This is a genomic window from Lysobacterales bacterium (genome assembly GCA_016703225.1).
In the GTDB taxonomy this organism is placed as follows: domain Bacteria; phylum Pseudomonadota; class Gammaproteobacteria; order Xanthomonadales; family Ahniellaceae; genus JADKHK01.
On the sequence record JADJCM010000001.1, the window covers coordinates 1792857 to 1811694 of the forward strand.

The 18838-nt window shown below is 67.2% G+C and carries 12 protein-coding genes and 1 pseudogene; 10 read left to right on the forward strand and 3 right to left on the reverse strand.

All coding sequences use genetic code 11. From position 1 onward, the window contains the following. Positions 1-41 precede the first annotated feature (41 nt). Complete coding sequence (rhlB, locus tag IPG63_07740) at positions 42-1721, reverse strand: ATP-dependent RNA helicase RhlB (protein MBK6727137.1); 1680 nt, start codon at positions 1719-1721, stop codon at positions 42-44. A gap of 219 nt (positions 1722-1940) precedes the next feature. Between rhlB and trxA the strand changes: the two genes are divergently transcribed. The 6 genes and pseudogenes from trxA to IPG63_07770 all read left to right on the forward strand — a co-directional run bounded on the left by trxA (position 1941) and on the right by IPG63_07770 (position 13384). Beyond that, the gene (gene trxA / locus IPG63_07745; protein ID MBK6727138.1) at positions 1941-2267 is read left to right on the forward strand and encodes a thioredoxin TrxA; all 327 of its coding nucleotides are present in this window, start codon (positions 1941-1943) and stop codon (positions 2265-2267) included. A 426-nt stretch (positions 2268-2693) separates the two neighbouring features. Further along, positions 2694-4184: pseudogene (gene rho / locus IPG63_07750) on the forward strand (transcription termination factor Rho). A 287-nt stretch (positions 4185-4471) separates the two neighbouring features. Next, entirely contained in the window at positions 4472-7918 is a 3447-nt protein-coding gene (locus IPG63_07755; GenBank protein MBK6727139.1) for a proprotein convertase P-domain-containing protein, read from the forward strand. Between the two features lie 7 nt (positions 7919-7925). After that, positions 7926-9641 carry a sigma 54-interacting transcriptional regulator gene (locus tag IPG63_07760; GenBank protein MBK6727140.1) on the forward strand — a complete coding sequence of 572 codons (1716 nt, stop codon included), beginning with the start codon at positions 7926-7928 and terminating at the stop codon, positions 9639-9641. Continuing rightward, the gene (locus tag IPG63_07765; GenBank protein MBK6727141.1) at positions 9638-12199 is read left to right on the forward strand and encodes a serine/threonine protein kinase; all 2562 of its coding nucleotides are present in this window, start codon (positions 9638-9640) and stop codon (positions 12197-12199) included. The genes IPG63_07760 and IPG63_07765 overlap by 4 nt, the downstream gene beginning before the upstream one ends. A gap of 144 nt (positions 12200-12343) precedes the next feature. Next, positions 12344-13384, forward strand: a complete 1041-nt coding sequence (locus IPG63_07770) for a diguanylate cyclase (protein ID MBK6727142.1) — start codon at positions 12344-12346, stop codon at positions 13382-13384. A 61-nt stretch (positions 13385-13445) separates the two neighbouring features. Here the strand turns inward: IPG63_07770 and IPG63_07775 are convergent, their stop codons facing one another. Continuing rightward, complete coding sequence (locus IPG63_07775) at positions 13446-14870, reverse strand: VWA domain-containing protein (GenBank protein ID MBK6727143.1); 1425 nt, start codon at positions 14868-14870, stop codon at positions 13446-13448. 118 nt (positions 14871-14988) lie between these two features. On the opposite strand from IPG63_07775, the gene IPG63_07780 reads away from it, so the two are divergent. Next, positions 14989-15642: a YceH family protein gene (locus IPG63_07780; protein MBK6727144.1), complete on the forward strand. Its 654-nt coding sequence runs from the start codon at positions 14989-14991 to the stop codon at positions 15640-15642. Positions 15643-15661: 19 nt separating this feature from the next. Here the strand turns inward: IPG63_07780 and IPG63_07785 are convergent, their stop codons facing one another. Beyond that, entirely contained in the window at positions 15662-16489 is an 828-nt protein-coding gene (locus IPG63_07785; protein ID MBK6727145.1) for a VOC family protein, read from the reverse strand. 79 nt (positions 16490-16568) lie between these two features. Here IPG63_07785 and IPG63_07790 point away from each other — a divergent pair, with 79 nt between their 5' ends. From IPG63_07790 to IPG63_07800, 3 genes are all read left to right on the forward strand, one after another. Continuing rightward, on the forward strand, positions 16569-16766 hold the full coding sequence (locus IPG63_07790) for a type II toxin-antitoxin system HicB family antitoxin (protein MBK6727146.1): 198 nt from the start codon (positions 16569-16571) through the stop codon (positions 16764-16766). Positions 16767-17062: 296 nt separating this feature from the next. Next, complete coding sequence (locus tag IPG63_07795) at positions 17063-17620, forward strand: hypothetical protein (GenBank protein MBK6727147.1); 558 nt, start codon at positions 17063-17065, stop codon at positions 17618-17620. Positions 17621-17720: 100 nt separating this feature from the next. Then, positions 17721-18821, forward strand: a complete 1101-nt coding sequence (locus IPG63_07800) for a hypothetical protein (GenBank protein MBK6727148.1) — start codon at positions 17721-17723, stop codon at positions 18819-18821. The last annotated feature ends 17 nt before the right edge of the window (positions 18822-18838 follow it).

Consider the following 18838-nt stretch of genomic DNA (forward strand, 5'->3'; position numbering starts at 1 on the left):
GATGGCGTCATCCCCGCGAATCGGGGGTGTGCGCGGATCGGCTAGCGGCGTCGGCCCGGCATCGGCAGGCGCTGCACGATCTGCTTGATCTTGTGCTTGAGGCGCGCGAAGAACGGCGCGCCCGCGGGTACGGTCGGGATCTCGGCGGTGATCGGCTGCTGGATGACGACGGCACCGCTGGCTTCGACGCGTTCGCCACGCGGCTTGCGGCGGCGACGGTTGCGGCGACGTTCGGCCTCGGCCGGTGACTCGCCGGGCACGCCTTCGGTCATCGGCTCGGGACGCGGCTGCGGCGCGGCGGATTGCGTGCGCGGTCCCTCGTGACGCGGCTTCTGGCCGTCGCGGCGTTCGCCCGGCTTGCGCTCGCCGCGCGAGCTGCTGCCGGCATGCCCCGACCCGGTCGAGCTGCGGCGACTGCTGCCGCCGGAACCGGTGCGGCCATCGCGGTTCTTGCGGTCGCGGTCTTCGCGACGCTTCGCCGCCGCCGCATCCAGCACTTCGGACAGTTCGCTGCGGCCCTCGCCCGGCGCGCGCTCGCGCTTCGGTGGCGCCACCAGCATGTCCGGGGTGATCGATTCGAAGGGAATCTTCTGCTCGATGTATTTCTCGATGTCCGGCAGCGACACCGCGTAGTCCTCGCAGGCGAAGCTGATGGCATCGCCTTCGGCGCCGAGGCGCGCGGTGCGGCCGATGCGGTGCACGTAGTCTTCGGCGTCGTGCGGCAGGTCGTAGTTGAAGACGTGGGTCACACCGTTGATATGCAGGCCGCGCGCGGCGACGTCGGTGCCGACCAGGAGTTCCAGTTCGCCCTTCTGGAAGCGGTTCAGCAGCGACTCGCGCTTCTTCTGCGGCACGTCACCGGAGAGCAGCCCGACCTTCCAGCCGTGTGCTTCGAGCTTGCGTGCGACGCGCTCGGCGGCGATCTTCATGTTCACGAACACCATGCCGCGCGGACTGCCGACCTTGTGCAGCAGGTGCAGCAGCAGCGGGATCTTCTCGTCCGCGGCCGGGTAGTAACCTACCTGACGCACGCGCGAGACCGTCACCGATTCCGACTCGATCACGACTTTCTCGGGCTCGTTCATGTGCTCATAGGCGAGTTCGAGCACGCGATGGCTGAGCGTCGCCGAGAACAGCAGGTTCTGGCGCTCGTGCGGGTCCGGCATGCGCCGCAGCAGGAAGCGGATGTCCTTGATGAAGCCGAGGTCGAACATGCGGTCGGCCTCGTCGAGAATGACGACATCGACCGCGCGCAGCGACACCGCGTGCTGGCGCACGAAGTCGATCAGCCGGCCGGGGGTGGCGATGATCACGTCGACGCCGTCGCTGAGCTGGGTGCGTTGCTTGTCGTAGTCGACGCCGCCGTAGATCAGTGCCATGCGCAGGCCGAGGTTGCGGCCGATCTGCTGCGCATCCTTCTCGATCTGGATCGCGAGCTCGCGCGTCGGCGCCAGGATCACGGCGCGTGGCTCGTTGTCCTTGCGGTCGGCTCGCGCCGCCTTGGTCAGCAGACGATTGAACATTGAGACCAGGAAGGCAGCGGTCTTGCCGGTGCCGGTCTGGGCCTGGCCGGCGACATCGCGGCCCTGCAGCGTGATCGGCAGCGACATCGCCTGGATCGGGGTACAACGGATGAAGCCTGCATCTTCGAGACCCTTCAGCAGTTGCGGGTCGAGGCTGAAGTTCTCGAAGCAGACATCGGTCAGTGGCTTGTCGGACATTCTTTTTCTGTTGCCTTTCGGGTGCGGCCTTGTGTGGCGCGGATTCGCCCGCATCACCGCGGGCAGGTCGGGGGCGTGCTTGATCCGCTCCCGGGTGGGGGCGACAATCCGACGCCCCCGGCAAGCGCGCCGGGCCGATCCAGGGGATCAAGGCCGCAGCACGACCCGCGGAGTGTACCGCATGCCCGGCGCAAACCCGCGCCCTTCAAGGAGATTTCAGTGAGCGACCGCATTGCCCATGCCGACGACAACACCTTCGACGCCACCGTCCTGCAGTCCCAGGAGCCGGTTCTGGTGGATTTCTGGGCCGAATGGTGCGGGCCGTGCAAGATGATCGCCCCGATCCTCGATGATGTCGCCGAGAGCTATGCCGGGCGCCTGAAGATCGTCAAGGTCAACACCGACATCGCCCAGAAGACGCCACGCAACTACGGCGTGCGCGGCATCCCGATGCTGTTGCTGTTCAAGGGCGGCAAGGTGCAGGCCACGCATGTCGGCGCGTTGTCCAAGTCGCAACTCACCAGCCTGATCGACAAGAACCTCTAGACCGCATCTCGATGTAGGGGCGGCCCCCTGTGGCCGCCCTGCTCGTGGCGCATCGAAACAACGCGTTCGGCGGCGTCCCCGCATACAAGCCAGGGCGGCCACAGGGGGCCGCCCCTTGTGCTTCGGTCGCATCACGCCCGGGCGGCAGCGCAACTCTTGTGCCCGCCGCGAGTGCGGTGCTAGTGTCCGTTCCCGTCAGAACGCGATGAAACCGTCGCGCGCGACGCAGCCTTCGATCATGAAGGCGTTGACCGGGACGAGATGTCCCGTTGTCCCCCAACTTCCCCACCGCAACATTCAGCGCTCATGCGCGAGACTCCCGTGTCCGAAACCACTCCGGCGACGAACGCCGATACGCCCGTTTCCGAGCAGCGCAACGCCGCTCCCGACACTGCCCAGGGCGGCAGCGAATCCAATGGCAACAGCCAACGCCAGGAAGGCGAGGGCGCTGCCGAGAGCGGTGAAGGCGGCCAGCGCGTGTCGCGCCGCGAGCGCTTCCGCAAGCGGTTCAAGGACCGCGACCGCGAGCGCGGCCCGCGTCCCAACAACGACGGCATGCCCGCCGACCAGGGCGATGGCGAGCCGGGCGGCAACGGCGAGCGCGAGTTTCAGCCGCCGCAGCGCCAGAACTACACCATTCCGCCGGATGCGCCGACCAGCCTGACTGCGCTCAAGCGCATGTCGCCGGCGGCGCTGCTCGATCTCGCCGAGAAGATCGGCATTCAGGAAGGCGTGGCGCGCGCGCGCAAGCAAGACGTCAACTTCTCGGTACTGAAGGTGCTCACGCGCACGCCGGAAGGCATCGATGCCGAGGGCGTGCTCGAAATCCTGCAGGACGGCTTCGGCTTCCTGCGCGCCTTCGAAGCCTCGTACCTGGCCGGTCCCGACGACGTTTACGTGTCGCCCTCGCAGATCCGTCGCTTCAACCTGCGCACCGGCGACTACATCACCGGCAAGATCCGCTCACCGAAGGACGGCGAACGTTATGTCGCGCTGCTGAAAGTGGACGCGATCAACGGCGAGCCACCGGAAGCCAGCAAGAACAAAGTGCTGTTCGAGAACCTGACGCCGCTGTTCCCGCGTCAGGCCTTCCATCTCGAGCGCGGCAATGGTTCATCCGAAGACATCACCGGCCGCATCCTCGACTTGATGGCGCCGATCGGCAAGGGCCAGCGCGGTCTGATCGTGTCGCCGCCGAAGGCCGGCAAGACCATGCTGCTGCAAAACGTCGCCCAGGCGATCGTGCACAATCATCCGGAAGCGCACCTGATCATCCTGCTGATCGACGAGCGTCCGGAAGAAGTGACCGAGATGCAGCGTTCGGTGCGCGCCGAGGTGATCAGCTCCACCTTCGACGAGCCCGCGTCACGCCACGTGCAGGTCGCCGAAATGGTGATCGAGCGCGCCAAGCGTCTGGTCGAGCACAAGAAGGACGTGGTCATCCTGCTCGACTCGATCACCCGTCTGGCACGCGCCTACAACACCGTCGTGCCAAGCTCCGGCAAGGTGCTGACCGGCGGTGTCGATGCGAATGCACTGCAGCGACCGAAGCGGTTCTTCGGTGCCGCGCGCAATGTCGAAGAGGGTGGTTCGCTGACCATCGTTGCGACCACACTCGTCGATACCGGCTCGAAGATGGACGAGGTGATCTACGAAGAGTTCAAGGGCACCGGCAACATGGAAGTGCACCTCGACCGTCGCATCACCGAGAAGCGCGTCTATCCGGCGATCAACATCAACCGCTCCGGCACCCGCCGCGAAGAACTGCTGATCGACCCCGACCTGCTGCAGAAGATCTGGATCCTGCGCAAGCTGCTGCATCCGATGGACGAACTGGCCGCGATCGAGTTCCTGCTCGACAAGATGAAGGACACCAAGACCAACGAGGAGTTCTTCAAGTTCATGAAGCGCGGATGATGAAACGCGGCTGAGATACCCGCGTCATCGCGCCGTAACCCGGAGCGGTCAAGCTGATTCCACCCGCCGGCACGCGGGATTGCTCGTGCCACTCAAAGCCCGCTTCGCAGCGGGCTTTGTGCTTTTGGGCTCGTCCTGGCTGCGGGACAGGCCGGGCCGATTCGCCATCGATGCGTCCCGCAATCGGGACGCCATGGCCGAAGCTGCGCAAAATGTGCAGTAAAAACAATGGGATATGGTTTGGCACGCGAACTGCGATCGGGGCGCGTCACCCCCAGGAGTTCGCCATGTCCCGCCTCATTTGTTGCCTGATGCTTGCGTTCAGCACCTTTTTCCTCGCATTGGAGGGCCGAGCGGCCCCGCCCGCGCCCGCAGCCAGTGCGCCGGATTGGCGCAGCGAGGGCTTCGTCGGCGCGTTCGCGCCGGATGCCGACCAGGCAAGCTTTGGTTTGCGCGCGCCGCAAGCGGACATCGCGGTCTACGCCGACGGCAGTCTCGCGTTCGCACTGCGCGCCGCCGACGGCGAGCACCGCAGCTTCAAGGTGCTCGTCGAGGGCTATGGTCGCTGGAGCTCGCCCCAAGGTGCGCAGCGACTGCCCGACACCGTGCAGCTGCTGACCGAGGCGGGGCCGACGCCCATACCGCGATTCGCCGAACTGGGCATGCGCGCACGCGATGGCGATGTCCAGTACCGTTTGCGCCGCAATGAGGCCGGGTCGGCCGAGCAGCTGTTCGTGATCGCTCCGGGCGTCGATGCCGCACGCCTGACCCTGCGCTTTGAAGGCGTTGATGACGTTGCGCACCGCGATGGCGGTGACCTGTCGCTGGCACTTGGCGGCGAGACGCTCGCCTGGTCGGCGCCCAAGGCCTGGCAGTTCGGCGCAGACGACAGCATCGAACCCGTGCGCGTGCGCTATCGCATCGATGGCCATCGCGTTGCGTTCGACTTCGGACGCTACGACCGCAAGCGTGCGCTGCATGTCGATCCCTATCTGGCGCGGACCTATCACGGCGGCAGCGGCGAGGAATTCGCCATCGAGAATGTTGTGGCCCAGGCGGATGGCTCGTTGCTGATGTCGGGGCAAAGTGATTCGCTTGATCTTCCCGGTGTCGGGGCCATGCCGCCGACGCGCTTTTCGTATGTGTCGCGCCTTTCGCCAGATCTTTCCCAGCGCCTGGCCACACTGGTGTTTCCACCAAGTGCCAGCGGCGGTTTCCTCGGCTTCCCGCTGAAGCTGGCCTTGCATGGCCCGTCCGGTGATGTCTTCATCGCCGCAAGCGGTGGAACCAGCGCGTATCCATTGCGCGTGTGGCGTTTCTCCGCGGACCTGGCCTCGCAGTTGGCCGCTCGCATCCTTTCCACAGATCACAGGGACCATGCGCTGCGCGCCCTCGCCGTGAGCAGCATGGATGCCTCGCTGTATGTCGCCAGTGGCTACGCTGCGAGCGACGACTACCTGCGGCCGTATCGCACGCGCCTGTTGCGACTGCCGATCACGTTGGTCGGCATCGAGGACCAGCGAATCGTCCCGAACCTCATCGAGAACGGGTTGGCCGTGAGCACGCAGTTGCCTGGCCCTGTGTACGCTGCATTCCATCACGCTACGGACGGTGATTGGTATGGCGAAGCAGTGCCGAGCTTTGGCGCCGGTCGCGGCGTGCTGATCCGCGAGTTCAGCCCCGATCTGCAATCCACCTACACCGACCGCACGCTGGTCGCTCCGACCGGAACACTGCAAGCCGTCCGCCTGCTCTACGACGCGTCCCGGGCTTCGATCCTGTTGCTCGGTGATACCAATTCACCCGACCTGCCGCAGGGTTCGAGTCCAGGCGCGGAGACCGAGCTGCGCGGCAACCGGGACCTGTTCCTGGCTGCTTTTCCAGCTGCGGGTGGGCATGAAGCCCTGACCTATCTGGGCGGATTTGGCGACGATGACGCGGTGGACTTTCTGGTCCACGAGGACGGATTGCGGGTGCTCGGCAGTGCGTGTTTCGAGGGCAGCGGTGTTGCCGCCAGCGACCAGCACTGGCTGCCCGGCATCGACGGAGGGTTGCTGCCGCTGCGACCCCGCAGCGATCGCGACTGCAGCAGTTTCCTGAGTCTGCTCGACGGCAATCTGAACGCGATCCGACGCAGCACCTGGCTTGCCGACGCTGCGACCGCAACCGCCTTCACGTGGCGGAATGGACTGGCGCTAAGCAATGGACAGAACGCGCTGGCAACGGCCGGGAGTGTCGGATTGGGCAGCGGCTGCAGCGGCAGTCTGGTGGATGGCGGGTTCTCGCTGCCGGGCGCCGTGCAACCACAGGCCGCGGGCGGCTGCTCGGAAGCATTCGTGGAAACGCTGACCCGCGACATCGCGGCAGCGGTGAGCTTGCCGGGTGGCCACTGCGGGAACACGGTGACCACCAATTGCGGAGCGGCGATTCCCGACAACCAGTTCTTCAACAACTGGCTGGATTCGAACCGGACTGTGCTGGGCTGTGGCTACGTGCGCGGCCTGCGGGTCGGCGTCGACATCGCCCACACCTGGGTCGGCGACTTGACCGTGACGCTGCATGCACCGGATGGCAGCTCGCGCGTCCTGCTCGATCGTCCGGGTGTGCCTGGCAGTACCGTCGGTTGTGGCGACGAACACATCCGCGCGGTGTTCGACGACCGCGCCGATGCCGACGCCGAGAATGTCTGCGCTGCCAGCCCTCCAGCCAGTCACGCGATCCTCGGGACCTTTCAGCCGGCGCAAGCGCTCGCCGGCTTCATCGGCAAGGCCGCGGATGGCGCCTGGCGACTGCGCGTCGTCGACAGCGCCACGGGCGACGCCGGCACGCTGCAAGACTGGAGTCTGGAACTCGACTGCAGCCCCACGCCGATCGCCAGCGCCGATCTCGAAGCCAGTTTCGTATCGCTGACGGCTCCCGGGGTAGGCAATGCCATCGTGCCCGGCATGCCGTTCAGCTGGACGGCGCGCATACGCAACCTCGGGCCCTCGGCAATCGACGGTGCGCGCCTCGAATCGGACCTGCGTGGCGGCTTCAGCGATGTCAGCTTCACCTGCTTGCCGGTCTCGGGCGCGGCCTGCGTCACGCCGAGCGGCAGTGGCGGGCTGGTGCAGGCCGACATCAATCTCGGCGTCTATGCCACCGCCGAAGTCACCATCACGGCAACGCCAAATGCGACCATGGACAGTCCGCTGATCGGTGGCTACGCCGACGTCTACCGCCCGACCATGCTGGGCGCGACCGGGCTCGATCCGAACACGTCCAACAATCGCGTGCAGTGGATCGCGCCGATCCAGCGTGTCGCCGACCTGCGCGTGGTCGCGCTGGGGGCGCCCGCGGCCGCCGCGCCCAATGCCATCGTGTCGTTCCAGTTTGCTGTCATGAACGACGGACCCAGTCGCGTGCCGGATGCGTTCGTGAGGCTGTTTCCATTGGAGAAGCTGGCGGTCGAGTCGCTGGTGTGCATGCCGGGCCTCAATGCGGCGGCATCGGCGGCGTCGATCGCGATCCACGCCGAAGTGATCGCCATGCTGAGTCCGGGCAGCGAGGGTTTCCTGGTCTGCGACGCGAGCCTGCGCGTTTCTTCGGCCGCGCTACCCGGTGATACCGCCCGCGTCGCCTTTGCCGTGGGCGGCAGCGGCTACACCGAGACACAGGGGGCCAACGACAGCCACGAGCACGCGATCAGCGTGGTCGCGCAGTCGCCGGAGATCTTCAAGGATCAGTTCGAGTAACTCGGCAGTGTCCGGGGCGCAGCTTGTGGTCGGCCTGCGCCTCGCGCATGCTTGTGCGATGGACTATCGCGTGGTCGCCGAAGCCGAGTCGAACGAAGTGCTGCCGGTGGTGCGGCACTGGTTCACTGCCGGCGTCCACGTGCTCGGGTCGGATGCCGGCTGCGACTGGTGCCTGCCGCTCGCCGGCGTTTCCCGGCGCCATCTCGAAGTGCAGGTATTCGCCGATGGCGGCTACCTGTTGCGCGACCTGGACTCGCGCAATGGCACCCGCGCCCAGGGGCAGCGCATCCGCGAACTGGCCACCGACGCGCCGTTGCGGGTGGAGCTCGGACCGCTCGTCATCGTGTTCGCGCCTGCCGCCGCGGGTGCGCAGATCCTGCTGGATCTCGCGGCCACTCCCGCGAGCCGCGGCTCGGCAAAGGAACCGGCAGCGGCCACGACCATCGCTGCAGACCGCTGGCGACGGTTGATCCTCGCGCTGGACGAAGCGGTGCAGCGTGGCAGCGGGCTCGGGCGCGGTCTGCGGCTGCAGCTGCTGGGTGACGCCCTTGTCGCACAAGGCTTCTTCGCCGGCTTGCGCATCACCGCGGACGTGGAGGATGCCGCGGTCGTGCTGGCTGATTGCGGGGTACTGGATGGGGCCGTGCACGGCCAGCGAGCCGGCCTGCATCTGGCCTGGACGGTCGGGCCAATGGCGCCGGATGCGCCGTTGGTCGAAGCCCTGTTGGGGCTGATTGCGCGCCTGTCGGACCGCGTCGTCGACACCGGCGGCGGTGGCGGCGCGACAGCATCCGCCGAGGTTGCACTGATCACCAGCGACGCCATGTTCGCGCAGTCGCTGCGCGCGCTCGGCAAGGTGGCGCCGTCGTCGCTCACGGTCTTGCTGACCGGCGAATCCGGTTCAGGCAAGGACGTGGTTGCGCGCTGGGTGCACGCCCAATCGGACCGCCGCGACGCGGCCTTCGTCGCCTGGAACTGCGCTGCGATTCCGAAGGACCTGATCGAGGCGGAGCTGTTCGGCATCGAGCGAGGCGTCGCTACCGGTGTCAGCGAACGCGTCGGCATTCTCGAACGAGCGCGCGGCGGGACCGTGTTCCTCGACGAGATCGGCGAACTTCCGGTGGACCTGCAGGCCAAGCTGCTGCGCGCGGTTGAGGCGCGCGAGGTGTTTCGGGTCGGCGCCCGCACGGCGACGGCGATCGATGTGCGGTTCATTGCCGCGACCAACCAGGCGCTCGATGCCGCCGTCCGCGAGGGGCGCTTCCGGCTCGACCTGTTCCACCGTCTCGCCGGATTCGAGTTCGAAGTGCCGCCGCTGCGTGCACGCCGCACCGACGTGATCCGGCTGACGCGCGCGTTCCTCGAAGAAGCGACTGCCGCGCTTGGGCGCAGCTGCCCGGGCGTGACCGAAGCCGCGCTCGCGGCCCTGCTCGAATACTCCTGGCCAGGCAATGTGCGCGAATTGCGCAACGAAATGCAGCGCGCCGCGTTGCAGCTGGAGCCGGGCGAACCCTTCGATCTGCGCCACCTGGGCGCGCGCGTGCGCACGCCTGCCTCGACGCAGCCGCTGACGCTGGACGCGGCCTTGTTGCGCGCCGAGCGCGACGCGCTCGGCTGCGCGCTGGAACTGGCACGGGGCGATCTCGACCGCGTTCAGGCCTTGCTCGGCATCGGGCGCAGTACCTTGTACCGCAAGCTCAAGGAACACGGGTTCGCGGCATGAGCGGCGCTGGCGAAGAAGCGCAGACGCAACCGCTGCCAACTGCAGCGACGGCGCCCTGGCAGCCGCAGTTGCTGGAGGCGACGCCGCTCGAGGTCGGGGCCCGCGTCGGCCGCTTCGTGGTGCTGCACCTGCTCGGCCAGGGCGGCATGGGCAGGGTGTATGCCGCGTACGACCCGACGCTGGATCGCAAGATCGCGATCAAGCTGCTGCGCCATCAGGCGCAGACCGGCGAGCAGCATCAGCGCGTGTTGCGCGAAGCGCGCGCACTGGCGCGGCTCAACCACCGCGGCATCGTGCAGATTCACGACGTCGGCGAAAGCGCGCATGGCTTGTACCTGGCCACCGAGTGGATCGATGGTCGCCCGCTGCGGAAGTGGCAGCACGAGACACGGCCGGGGTGGCGCGCCGCGACCTCGCTAATGATCGAAGTGGGAGAGGCGCTCGGCCACGCGCACGCGCAGGGCATCGTGCATCGCGACATCAAGCCCGACAACGTGCTGGTCGATGCCGCGGGCTCGGCACACCTGATCGACTTCGGCATCGCCGGCATTGATGCCGCACCGCTGCCGCGTGCGTCGGCGGAGGAGGAAGCGCCGGGACCTGGAATGACCCAGACCGCCTACACGCCGCAGTACGCGGCGCCCGAACAGATCGCCGGTGAGGACGCCTCGGCAGCAGCCGACCAGTTTTCGTTCTGCGCGACCTGGTATGAGCTCGTTGTCGGACGCGGTCTGCGTGAGCCACATCGGCGCGAAGCCGCGGTGGTGCCGGACCGGGCTGCGCTTGCAGCATTGCCGCCGCGTCTGCGCGAATTGCTGCTGCGTGGACTGGCGATCGATCCGGCCCAGCGCCACGCCGACCTCGCGGTGCTGGTCGCGGCGATGCGCGCCGCATTGGCCCCGCCACGGCGGACGATCCTGCTGGGACTGGCGGTTGCAGCGGTTGCTGCGGTCGCCGCCGCCTGGACGCTGCGCGCGCCGGCGCCTTGCGCCGATGGCGAAGATGCGTTCGGCGCAACGCTCGCAGCGGTCACGCCGCGCGTGCGAGCGTCGTTTGCGTCGAGCCGGCTGCCGTTCGCCAGCGTCGCCGCCGACGAAGTGCTCCAGCGTCTGGCGGACTACGGCCAGGACCTGCACGCACAGCGTTCCGCCGTGTGTCGGGCCACGCACGTGCAGCGCACGCAGTCGCCGGCGCTCGCGGATCTCCGCAATGCCTGTCTCGATCGTCGCCACGCCGAAGCCGCGCAGCTGTTGGCGATGTTCGCCGAAGCCGATGCCGGCCTGGTCGGGCGCTCGGCTCAAGTACTGGACGGACTGTCCGACAGCGCCAGTTGCACGACCTCGCAGTCGATGCTGGAGCGGCCGGCGCTGCCGGTGGATGCGCGCCTGCGCGCGTTGGTCGCGCATCATGGGGACGAACTTGCGGCGGCACGCGCCGAGATGCTGGCGGCGCGCGTGGATGCGGCAGCGAAACGGGTCGCGGCGGTGCCGGCGGCGGCGCTCGAGTATCCGCCGCTGGCAGCCGAGGCGGCGCTGCTGGACGCTCGCATCCGCGAGGAACGCGGCGAGTACGAGCCGGCGTCCGCGCGCTATCGCGAAGCCTACGTGCTTGCGCTGACGGCGCGCGATGCCCTTGCCAGCGTTGCGGCGGCCGCGCGCGCAGCGGCGGTGATCGGCGAGCGATTGAAGCAGGCCGAGGCCGCAGCCTGGTGGCGAGGATTGGCACGCGCCGAGATGGTGCGCAGCGGCGAGTCGATGCCGCTGCGCGAGCTGGAAGTCCTGTTCAGCGAAGGAAGACTCGCGCTGCAGGCTGGTCGCTACGAGGAGTACCGCGGCATCGCCCAGGCGGCGCGCGGGCGCATCGATGCCCTGGGCGAGGCGGCTCCGGTGTTCGAGTCGCTTCAGGTCGAGAGCATGCTCGGCAACGCCGCACTCGCGCTCGGGGACTACGCCGAGGCGCGTCGCGTGTACGAACGATTGCTGCCACGCGCCGAGGCGGCGCTGGGGGCCGAGCATCCGCGGCTGTCGCAGCTGCGCTCGAACTACGCTCAGATCCTGCAATACCTTGGCGAGTTCGCCGCCGGAATCCGCGAATCCGAGCGCGCGCTGGCAATCGCGCTGGCCAATTACGGCGAGCAGCACGCTACCAGCCACGCTGCCTTGCTCACGCTGGCGATCGCGCTCGACTCGGCCAACCGCGATGCCGAAGCGGTGCCGGCCTACGAACGCGCGCTGGCATCAGGCCGCGCCGCGTTCGGCGAGAACCACCCGGATCTGGTGTACGTGCTGAATGGCATCGCCCAGAGTCTGATCGAGCTGCAACGGCATGCCGAGGCGGCGCGGTACACGCACCAGGCGCTCGCGCTGATCGACCGCGCCGAGTTGCCCGACGACCTGCGTGTGGAGACGCTGATTGGTCATGCGCGCGCACTGCGCCCGGTCGACGCGGCGGCCAGTCGGCGTGCCGCCGCCGACGCGCGCGCCCGCCTCGGACGGGTCGAAAACGCCGAGGCGCGCACGCGCTATCGCGAGCAGATCGACGCGATCGCATCCGACTGACCTGGTCGGTGGTGCTGACGTCACTGGCAGCGGTCGGATTGTGCGTCCCGGCGCGCAGTGCAATCATCCGGCGGCACCGGGGGGTGGCGTCTGCGTCTGGGGATGCAGGCGGCGGGACTTTCGCTATTCGCGGGGAGTGTCGGCATGGCGCACGTGGACCACGGTCCGTTCTCGCTCCCGGACAACTGTCCGGGGCTCACCGCCTGTCCGGCCACGCTGAGCCTGAGCGAGCGCATCGCGGCGCTCGAGCGGCGCGTCGTCACCGATGCGCTGACCGGCCTGTGGAACCGGATGCACTTCGACAGCTCGCTCGATCCCGAAATCAGGCGCAGCCTGCGGCATAAGCAACCGCTGTCGCTGATCCTGTTCGACGTCGATCACTTCAAGGATGTCAACGACGGCTTCGGTCACCAGGTCGGGGACCAGGTCCTGTCCGATTTGGCGCGCGTTGCCAGCCTGGCGGTGCGGACGTCGGACCGGCTGTTCCGCTGGGGTGGCGAAGAGTTCGCGGTGCTGGCCACCGCGTCTGGGCATCGCGGCGCGGCGCGGGTCGCCGAAAGCCTGCGCGAGGCCGTCGCCGGGCACGCATTCCCTGGCGTCGGCCGCCTGACGGTCAGCCTCGGTGTGGCCGAACACCTGGCCTCCGAGTCTGCCGACGAGTGGTTCCACCGCGCCGACGTCATGCTCTACGCCGCCAAGTGCGCCGGTCGCAACGCGATGCGCGTCGATGCGCGCGGCAACTCCGACCTGTGGGCGGCAGCGCATGGCACCTCGGCCCTGCATCTGGTCTGGCAGGAGGCCTACGAGTGCGGCAATGCGGTGATCGACCGCGAGCATCGCGAACTGTTCGACCTGGCCAACGAGCTGATCGACGCCTTCCTCACCCACGGCAGCAGCCAGAACCTGGTCACGCCGATCTACGACCGCCTGCTGCGCCACGTCGCCACCCATTTCGCCGACGAAGAGGCGGAGCTGGCGGCGCGCGGCTACGCGCGCCTCGACGCACACCGACGCATCCACGCCACCCTGCTCGAACGCGCCCGCGAGTTGCGCACCGCGCTCGACAGCGGCGACGCCAACCTTGGCGGCGTCGTCGAGTTCCTCGCCGACGAAGTTGTCTCCCGTCACCTGCTCAAGGCCGACCGCGATTTCTTCCCGTTGTTTGCGCCAAGCGGCCCGGCCTGAGCCGGCGCCGTGAGGTGGCGCGCGCATCCATCGTCGCGGCCGCGCAACAGCCGAGGTAGCGCTACTCGCCGGCCTTCTGCTCGGCAATCGCAAAGTCGATGCTGTGGGTTTGGGTCTGGCCGGCGTCGATGCGGATGGCGAGGCGCCGGGCTTCGCCGCGGATTTCGGTGATACGGACCTGGTAGTCGCCGGGCGAAAGCACGAAGGACTTCGGGTTGGAAGCGGCGCTCTGGTAGGTACGGCCGGCGGTGACAGCCTTGCCGTCTCGCTCGATCTGGATCGTGGCATCGGCCAGATGGTCGCCGCGCTGTGCGCCGAGCTGCAGCGTGCCCGCGGCGAAGTCGTGCGCCGACTCGCTGCGCCCCTGGGCGGAGACGACCACATCGCGTTGTTCGTGGCGCGGTTTGTCGGCCAGATCCAGTCCGTCCATGACCACGTCGTAGTGGCCGGCCGCCAGTACCACGCGCGCGGGGTTGTGGCTGGCATGGTCGTAGGTTCGTCCGGCGGCGACGGCGTCCAGGCGGTCCCCGGCGTTGAACACTTGGTAACGGACGTCGGTGAGCGCCCCGTTTCGGGTGGCGCCAACGAAGAGTTCGCCGGTCGAGTAGTCGAGCAGTTTCGGGACGCGTTCGCCACCGCGGATTTCCACCGCGAAGCGGCGTGGCGCGGATTCGGCGAGGCCGATGGCGGTGGCCTGCACGGCGTAGCGACCGTCCGCGAGCGGGATGGTGCGCGGGTTGGTCGCACTTGTGGCGTAGGTGCGGGCGACGATGTCGATGGCGCCGTCCTCGGGCTGGATGCGCAACGCGACATCCTGCAGTGCGCCGTTGCGCCTGGCCTCGACCACGAGCGCGCCTGCGGGAGCATTCGAGGGCATTGCGACCGCAGCTTGCAGCGCATGCGCCAGTTCGGCAGCGTCTTTCGCGGGCAAGTACAGCCCACCCCCGGCCTGCGCGGCACACTCGAGCGAGGAAACATCCTCGCTGCCCACGTCCAGCCCGATGACGTGCAGGACGAATTCGGAGCCCTTTGCCTTGGCCGTCTTCACTGCGGCGCAAGGATCACCGCCGCAAGTTTCGAGGCCATCGGTGACCAGCACCACGGTGGCGTTCACCGGAGCCAATTCCAGCGAACGCTGGAGCGCTGCCGTAATCGGCGTCTTGCCCTTGGGGGTGATCTGGTTGACGGCTTTGCGGAGCGCGTCGCGGTCGAGCGCAGCCAGTGGCAGCAGCGCCTCGATATCGTTGCAATCACCCTCGCGGCGATGGCCGTAGGCGATCAGTCCCAGCGAAGTCGCATCGTCGAGCCCGGATGCCAGTTCGTTGACGACACGGCGCGCGCCGACGATCTTGGCCTCGCCGCCGACCTGTCCCCACATCGACCCAGAACCGTCCAGCACCAGCAGCAGCGGAGCCTCGGCGCAGCGCGCAGTGGGCGGGCAGACCAGCGCGAGTGCGAACAAGCAGACGCCAAGCAAGCGGTTCACGATGCTTCTCCGGTGGTGGCACTGGCGGCGATGCTAGCAGTGGACTTGCCCCGTGGTGGGTGGATGCGCGAGCGGATGCGCTGCGCCACACTGCGCGTCTTCTGCCCAGGAGGCACGCATGACCCAACCACTCGACGAGGCGTTGTGCCTCAGTCCGACCGAAGCCCGCATCGTCGGTTGTCTGATCGAGAAGGCGGCGACGACGCCGGAGGCGTATCCGCTGACGGTGAACTCGCTGGTGCTGGCAGCGAACCAGAAGACCAGTCGCGAACCGCTGATGAATGTCGAGGAGGGCGAGGTCGGCCACGCGCTGCGCGAACTCGAGGACCGCGGCTGGGTGCGTGTGGTGCATGGCTCGCGTGCGCATCGCTACGAGCATCGCATCGAGGACAAGTTGAGCGTGACCAAACCGCAGCGTGCGCTGCTGTGCCTGCTGATGTTGCGTGGGCCGCAGTCGGCGCCGGAGTTGCTGACGCGCAGCGATCGCCTTGCCGAGGTCGGGTCGCTCGATGACGTGAAGCAGGTGCTGGAGCGCCTGCAGCAGCGCGGTTTCGTCGGCAACATCGGACGCGCCTCCGGGCAGCGTGAAGACCGCTACGCCCAGCTGTTCTGCGGCCCGGTGGAGGCACACGCACGGCGCGAGGACGACGAGCCTGCGACGGTGGTCGGCGCATCGCCGCTGGCGCAGCGAGTGTCCGAGCTGGAGGCACAGGTGCTGGCATTGCGCGAGGGCATTGCCGCACTCGAAGCGCGGGTCGCCGCGTTCGAGTGAAACCGTTGCGTCAACCTGCTCAGGCGGCCGATGGAAACTCGATCAGATAGGCGCCGACGCCCTGCGCGTCATTGACGCGACCGATGCGGCCGACACCGGGCGCGTCGAAGCTCGGGAAGCACTGCATGCCGCCGAGCGACTTCGCCTTCGCGACGGCGGCGTCCACATTTGCAACGCGCCAGTAGATCGACCAGTGCGCAGGCATCTCGCCCCACTCCTCGGTCATGCCGAGCAGGCCGCCCCATTGCGTGCCGCCGGCCGCGAACAGCCGGTATAGCCCGTGCGGCATTTCCATCTCGCTGACTTCCCAGTCGAGCACGGCACGATAGAACTCGGCGGCACGCACCGTGTCGCGGGCCGCAAGCTCGACCCAACCGACTGCGCCGACTTCGTGGATACGCCCGGCGCCCTGGTGCTCGAAGGGCTGCCAGAGCCCGAACGCGGCGCCCTCCGGATCGGCGAGATAGCTCATGCGGCCGTGCGTGCCGACATCGAACGGCCCGGCCAGCACGCTTCCACCTGCGGCCAGCGCCTTGGCGGTCGCCGTGTCGCAATCGAGCACGCGGAAGTAGACGTTCCAGTGCGGGACTGAACCCTGAGCGGCGATCGCGGGATCGAGCGCGTACACCGCCGCCACGTGGGCATCGCCGCCGAGCGCGAACATCGTGTACACCGCGTCCGAACCCGGCATCGGGAAGTCGTCGCAGGCCCATCCGAACAACTGCGACCAGAACGCCTGCCCACCGCGGTGGTCGCTCGTCTCCAGCTCGAACCAGCACGGCGCCCCGTGTGGGTACTCGGTCATCTGCATCGCATGCTCCGCCTCCGCCAGACATGCGGCGATCATGGCGCCAGCGATGACTGCGGCGGGTGAAAGCCTGACTTGCCTGCAGCGGAGGCTTACAATCGGCCTTGAGGTGACCGCCATGCGCTATCGAATCGCCCTGCATCCGTCCGACGAGGGATTCGCCGTGTCCGTGCCCGGCTTGCCCGGTTGCTGGTCGCAAGGCGCCACCGAGGCGGAGGCGATCACCAACATCAGCGACGCGATCCGCGAGTATCTTGCGGCGATCGATGCCGAGCTTGAAGGCGAAGACGTGCGCGAGATCGAAGTCGCGCGCTAGCCATCCCGAAGATTCCCGGCATCAGTCACCTTGACGCCGTGCGCGACGCCGGGCTGACGCCAGAACAGTTTCGCGCGATGCTATGAACCTGTTCGCGCCATTGCGGTGGTCGGAGTCGTGGTTGCGGTAGTCGCGCGCGCGAGATCGATGCGGCGTTGGGTGCCAGGGTTGCTGACGAGGCCGACGGCAAAAGGAGCGCTTCACCTGTCTACCTGCAAGAAGTGACAGGTTGTGACAGTGTTGCGGGGGGGGGTAGTTTCGTCGCGGCAGGGGGTCACGAGTAGAGGAACAAACACATGAACGGAAAAACTTGGCTGGGTTTCGCAGTGCTGGCTGGATTGGCCATGGTTGGCTGCGCAGGGACGCGAGTGAAAGAGGTCTCCTGCAGCGGTCACGGAGGAAGTAGTGGAGGGGTCCACCAAGCACAATGCCGAGCCACGTTTGAAAAATCCGCGGCGAGTGGAACGCTCGACTTCAATACCTTTGATGCAGCGCGTGTGTGGATTGATCTGTCGGAATCCAACTTGGTGGCGAAGAGCTACGTGGCGACCTCAATCAACATCGTGTTGCGTCGCCATGGGGCAATCGTTGCCTCTGCCAATTTTCCGGCAACCCAGCAGCAATACGAAGTGCGATTCGATAACCCGCCAGCTGTGAACTCCTGGCTGCGCGGACAAAACGGAATGGCAGATGAGGTTGCTGGAGATGTGGCGAGCGTCGGCTTCTTCAGCAAGTCCGGCACGAATCTGGTCACCTTCAAGATTGTCTACGATGGTGTCGTTGATGTCGGTGGTTCAAGAAGTTGGTACAGCGGTGCCGGTGATGGCGGTTGCGACGGTTGCGCGCTGGAATAGACAGGTTTCGCGCGGGGGTGGAATTTCCACTCCCGTGTCCGGCGCAGTACGTTCAGTTGGTGCGATGCACGAGTGAGAGCCAATTGGCTGGAGATAGTTCTTGGGTTACTTGGTGATGCGTGAACAAGGGCAGGAGAGCCGGTTTCGGGAAGGTCAATTCCGTCGCGTTGAATCGACCCAGCAATCTCGAAACCGAACGCTGTGGGGCGCGTTGCTGTTGCTCTTGGTGATGACGATCCAGTCGGTACCTGTCGCATCCGCGCCGGTGGCGTCCGCGGAGGTCAGTGTCGTTCGGCGTGGCTCGCAGACGTTGGTACGGGTAGACAGCGAACTCGACTATGGCGATCAGGCGTTGCCAGTCGAGGAGTTCATCGTGCTTCGGGAGGCACGCTCGGGAAAGGTGGCGCTGCGCTTGCTGATCTCGCCTGCGCCGCTCGCGCGGGAAACCTACGCGGCGGCGATTGTGCCGAACATCGATCCAGCGTCCAGTCCGGCCAAGGGGCTCTTTTGGGAGCCTGCGCTGTGGATGGTCTCCCAGATGGAGAAGCATTTTTCGCGACCGATTCCCGGGCTTGATGTGGAGGTGATCCTGGTGCCCGCAGGATTTCACCTGCGCCATCGTTCTCGACAACCGATCAGTGATCGCGGCGTACCGATGCGGATCGCAATCGGAGTGGGGTCGGCTTCCGAGGAGTACGCGGAGTTCGATGCGCTCTGGAACCTGCAGACGGTGGCCCTGCACGAGCTGACCCATGTGTTCGCGACGAGTGCGAGCGGGTTCGGAATTCCGCGAGCCAACCTTGTCAGTGAGGAAGCGATGGCGTACTCCTTCCAGACCTGCGCCACGCTTGCAGGCGCGGAACTTCGCCAGGTGGTGGTTGCATCGGGAGCTCCGGTGACACCGGATTGGACGCGAAAAGCTCACCAGCTCACCAGCAGGCAGATGTTTCGGTCGTACGCACGCGAGCACGGAGTTACGACTTGGTCGCTGGAAAGTAGCTATCGCGGCGGCATTCTCGCTGGCGTCGCGCTTTGGGAATTGCTCGGAGACGAGCGATTCGTGCTGTCAGAGTTGTCGCGCAATCGCGTTGCGGCCTATTGCGACCGCCTGCTCGACTACCGCGGCGACTGGCTGACCGCACGCCCGTGCGCCGGAGACAAGCGCTTGGCCGGAGTCTGCGCGGTGCACGCCTTGCCTTGAGCGAGGACCCGGCGGTG

Excerpts from the sequence above, each read along its gene's own strand:
- rhlB (MBK6727137.1), bottom strand. The coding sequence starts at position 1,721 with ATGTCCGACAAGCCACTGACCGATGTCTGCTTCGAGAACTTCAGCCTC.
- IPG63_07755 (MBK6727139.1), top strand. The coding sequence starts at position 4,472 with ATGTCCCGCCTCATTTGTTGCCTGATGCTTGCGTTCAGCACCTTTTTC.
- IPG63_07765 (MBK6727141.1), top strand. The coding sequence starts at position 9,638 with ATGAGCGGCGCTGGCGAAGAAGCGCAGACGCAACCGCTGCCAACTGCA.
- IPG63_07770 (MBK6727142.1), top strand. The coding sequence starts at position 12,344 with ATGGCGCACGTGGACCACGGTCCGTTCTCGCTCCCGGACAACTGTCCG.
- IPG63_07780 (MBK6727144.1), top strand. The coding sequence starts at position 14,989 with ATGACCCAACCACTCGACGAGGCGTTGTGCCTCAGTCCGACCGAAGCC.
- IPG63_07785 (MBK6727145.1), bottom strand. The coding sequence starts at position 16,489 with ATGATCGCCGCATGTCTGGCGGAGGCGGAGCATGCGATGCAGATGACC.
- IPG63_07790 (MBK6727146.1), top strand. The coding sequence starts at position 16,569 with ATGCGCTATCGAATCGCCCTGCATCCGTCCGACGAGGGATTCGCCGTG.
- IPG63_07795 (MBK6727147.1), top strand. The coding sequence starts at position 17,063 with ATGAACGGAAAAACTTGGCTGGGTTTCGCAGTGCTGGCTGGATTGGCC.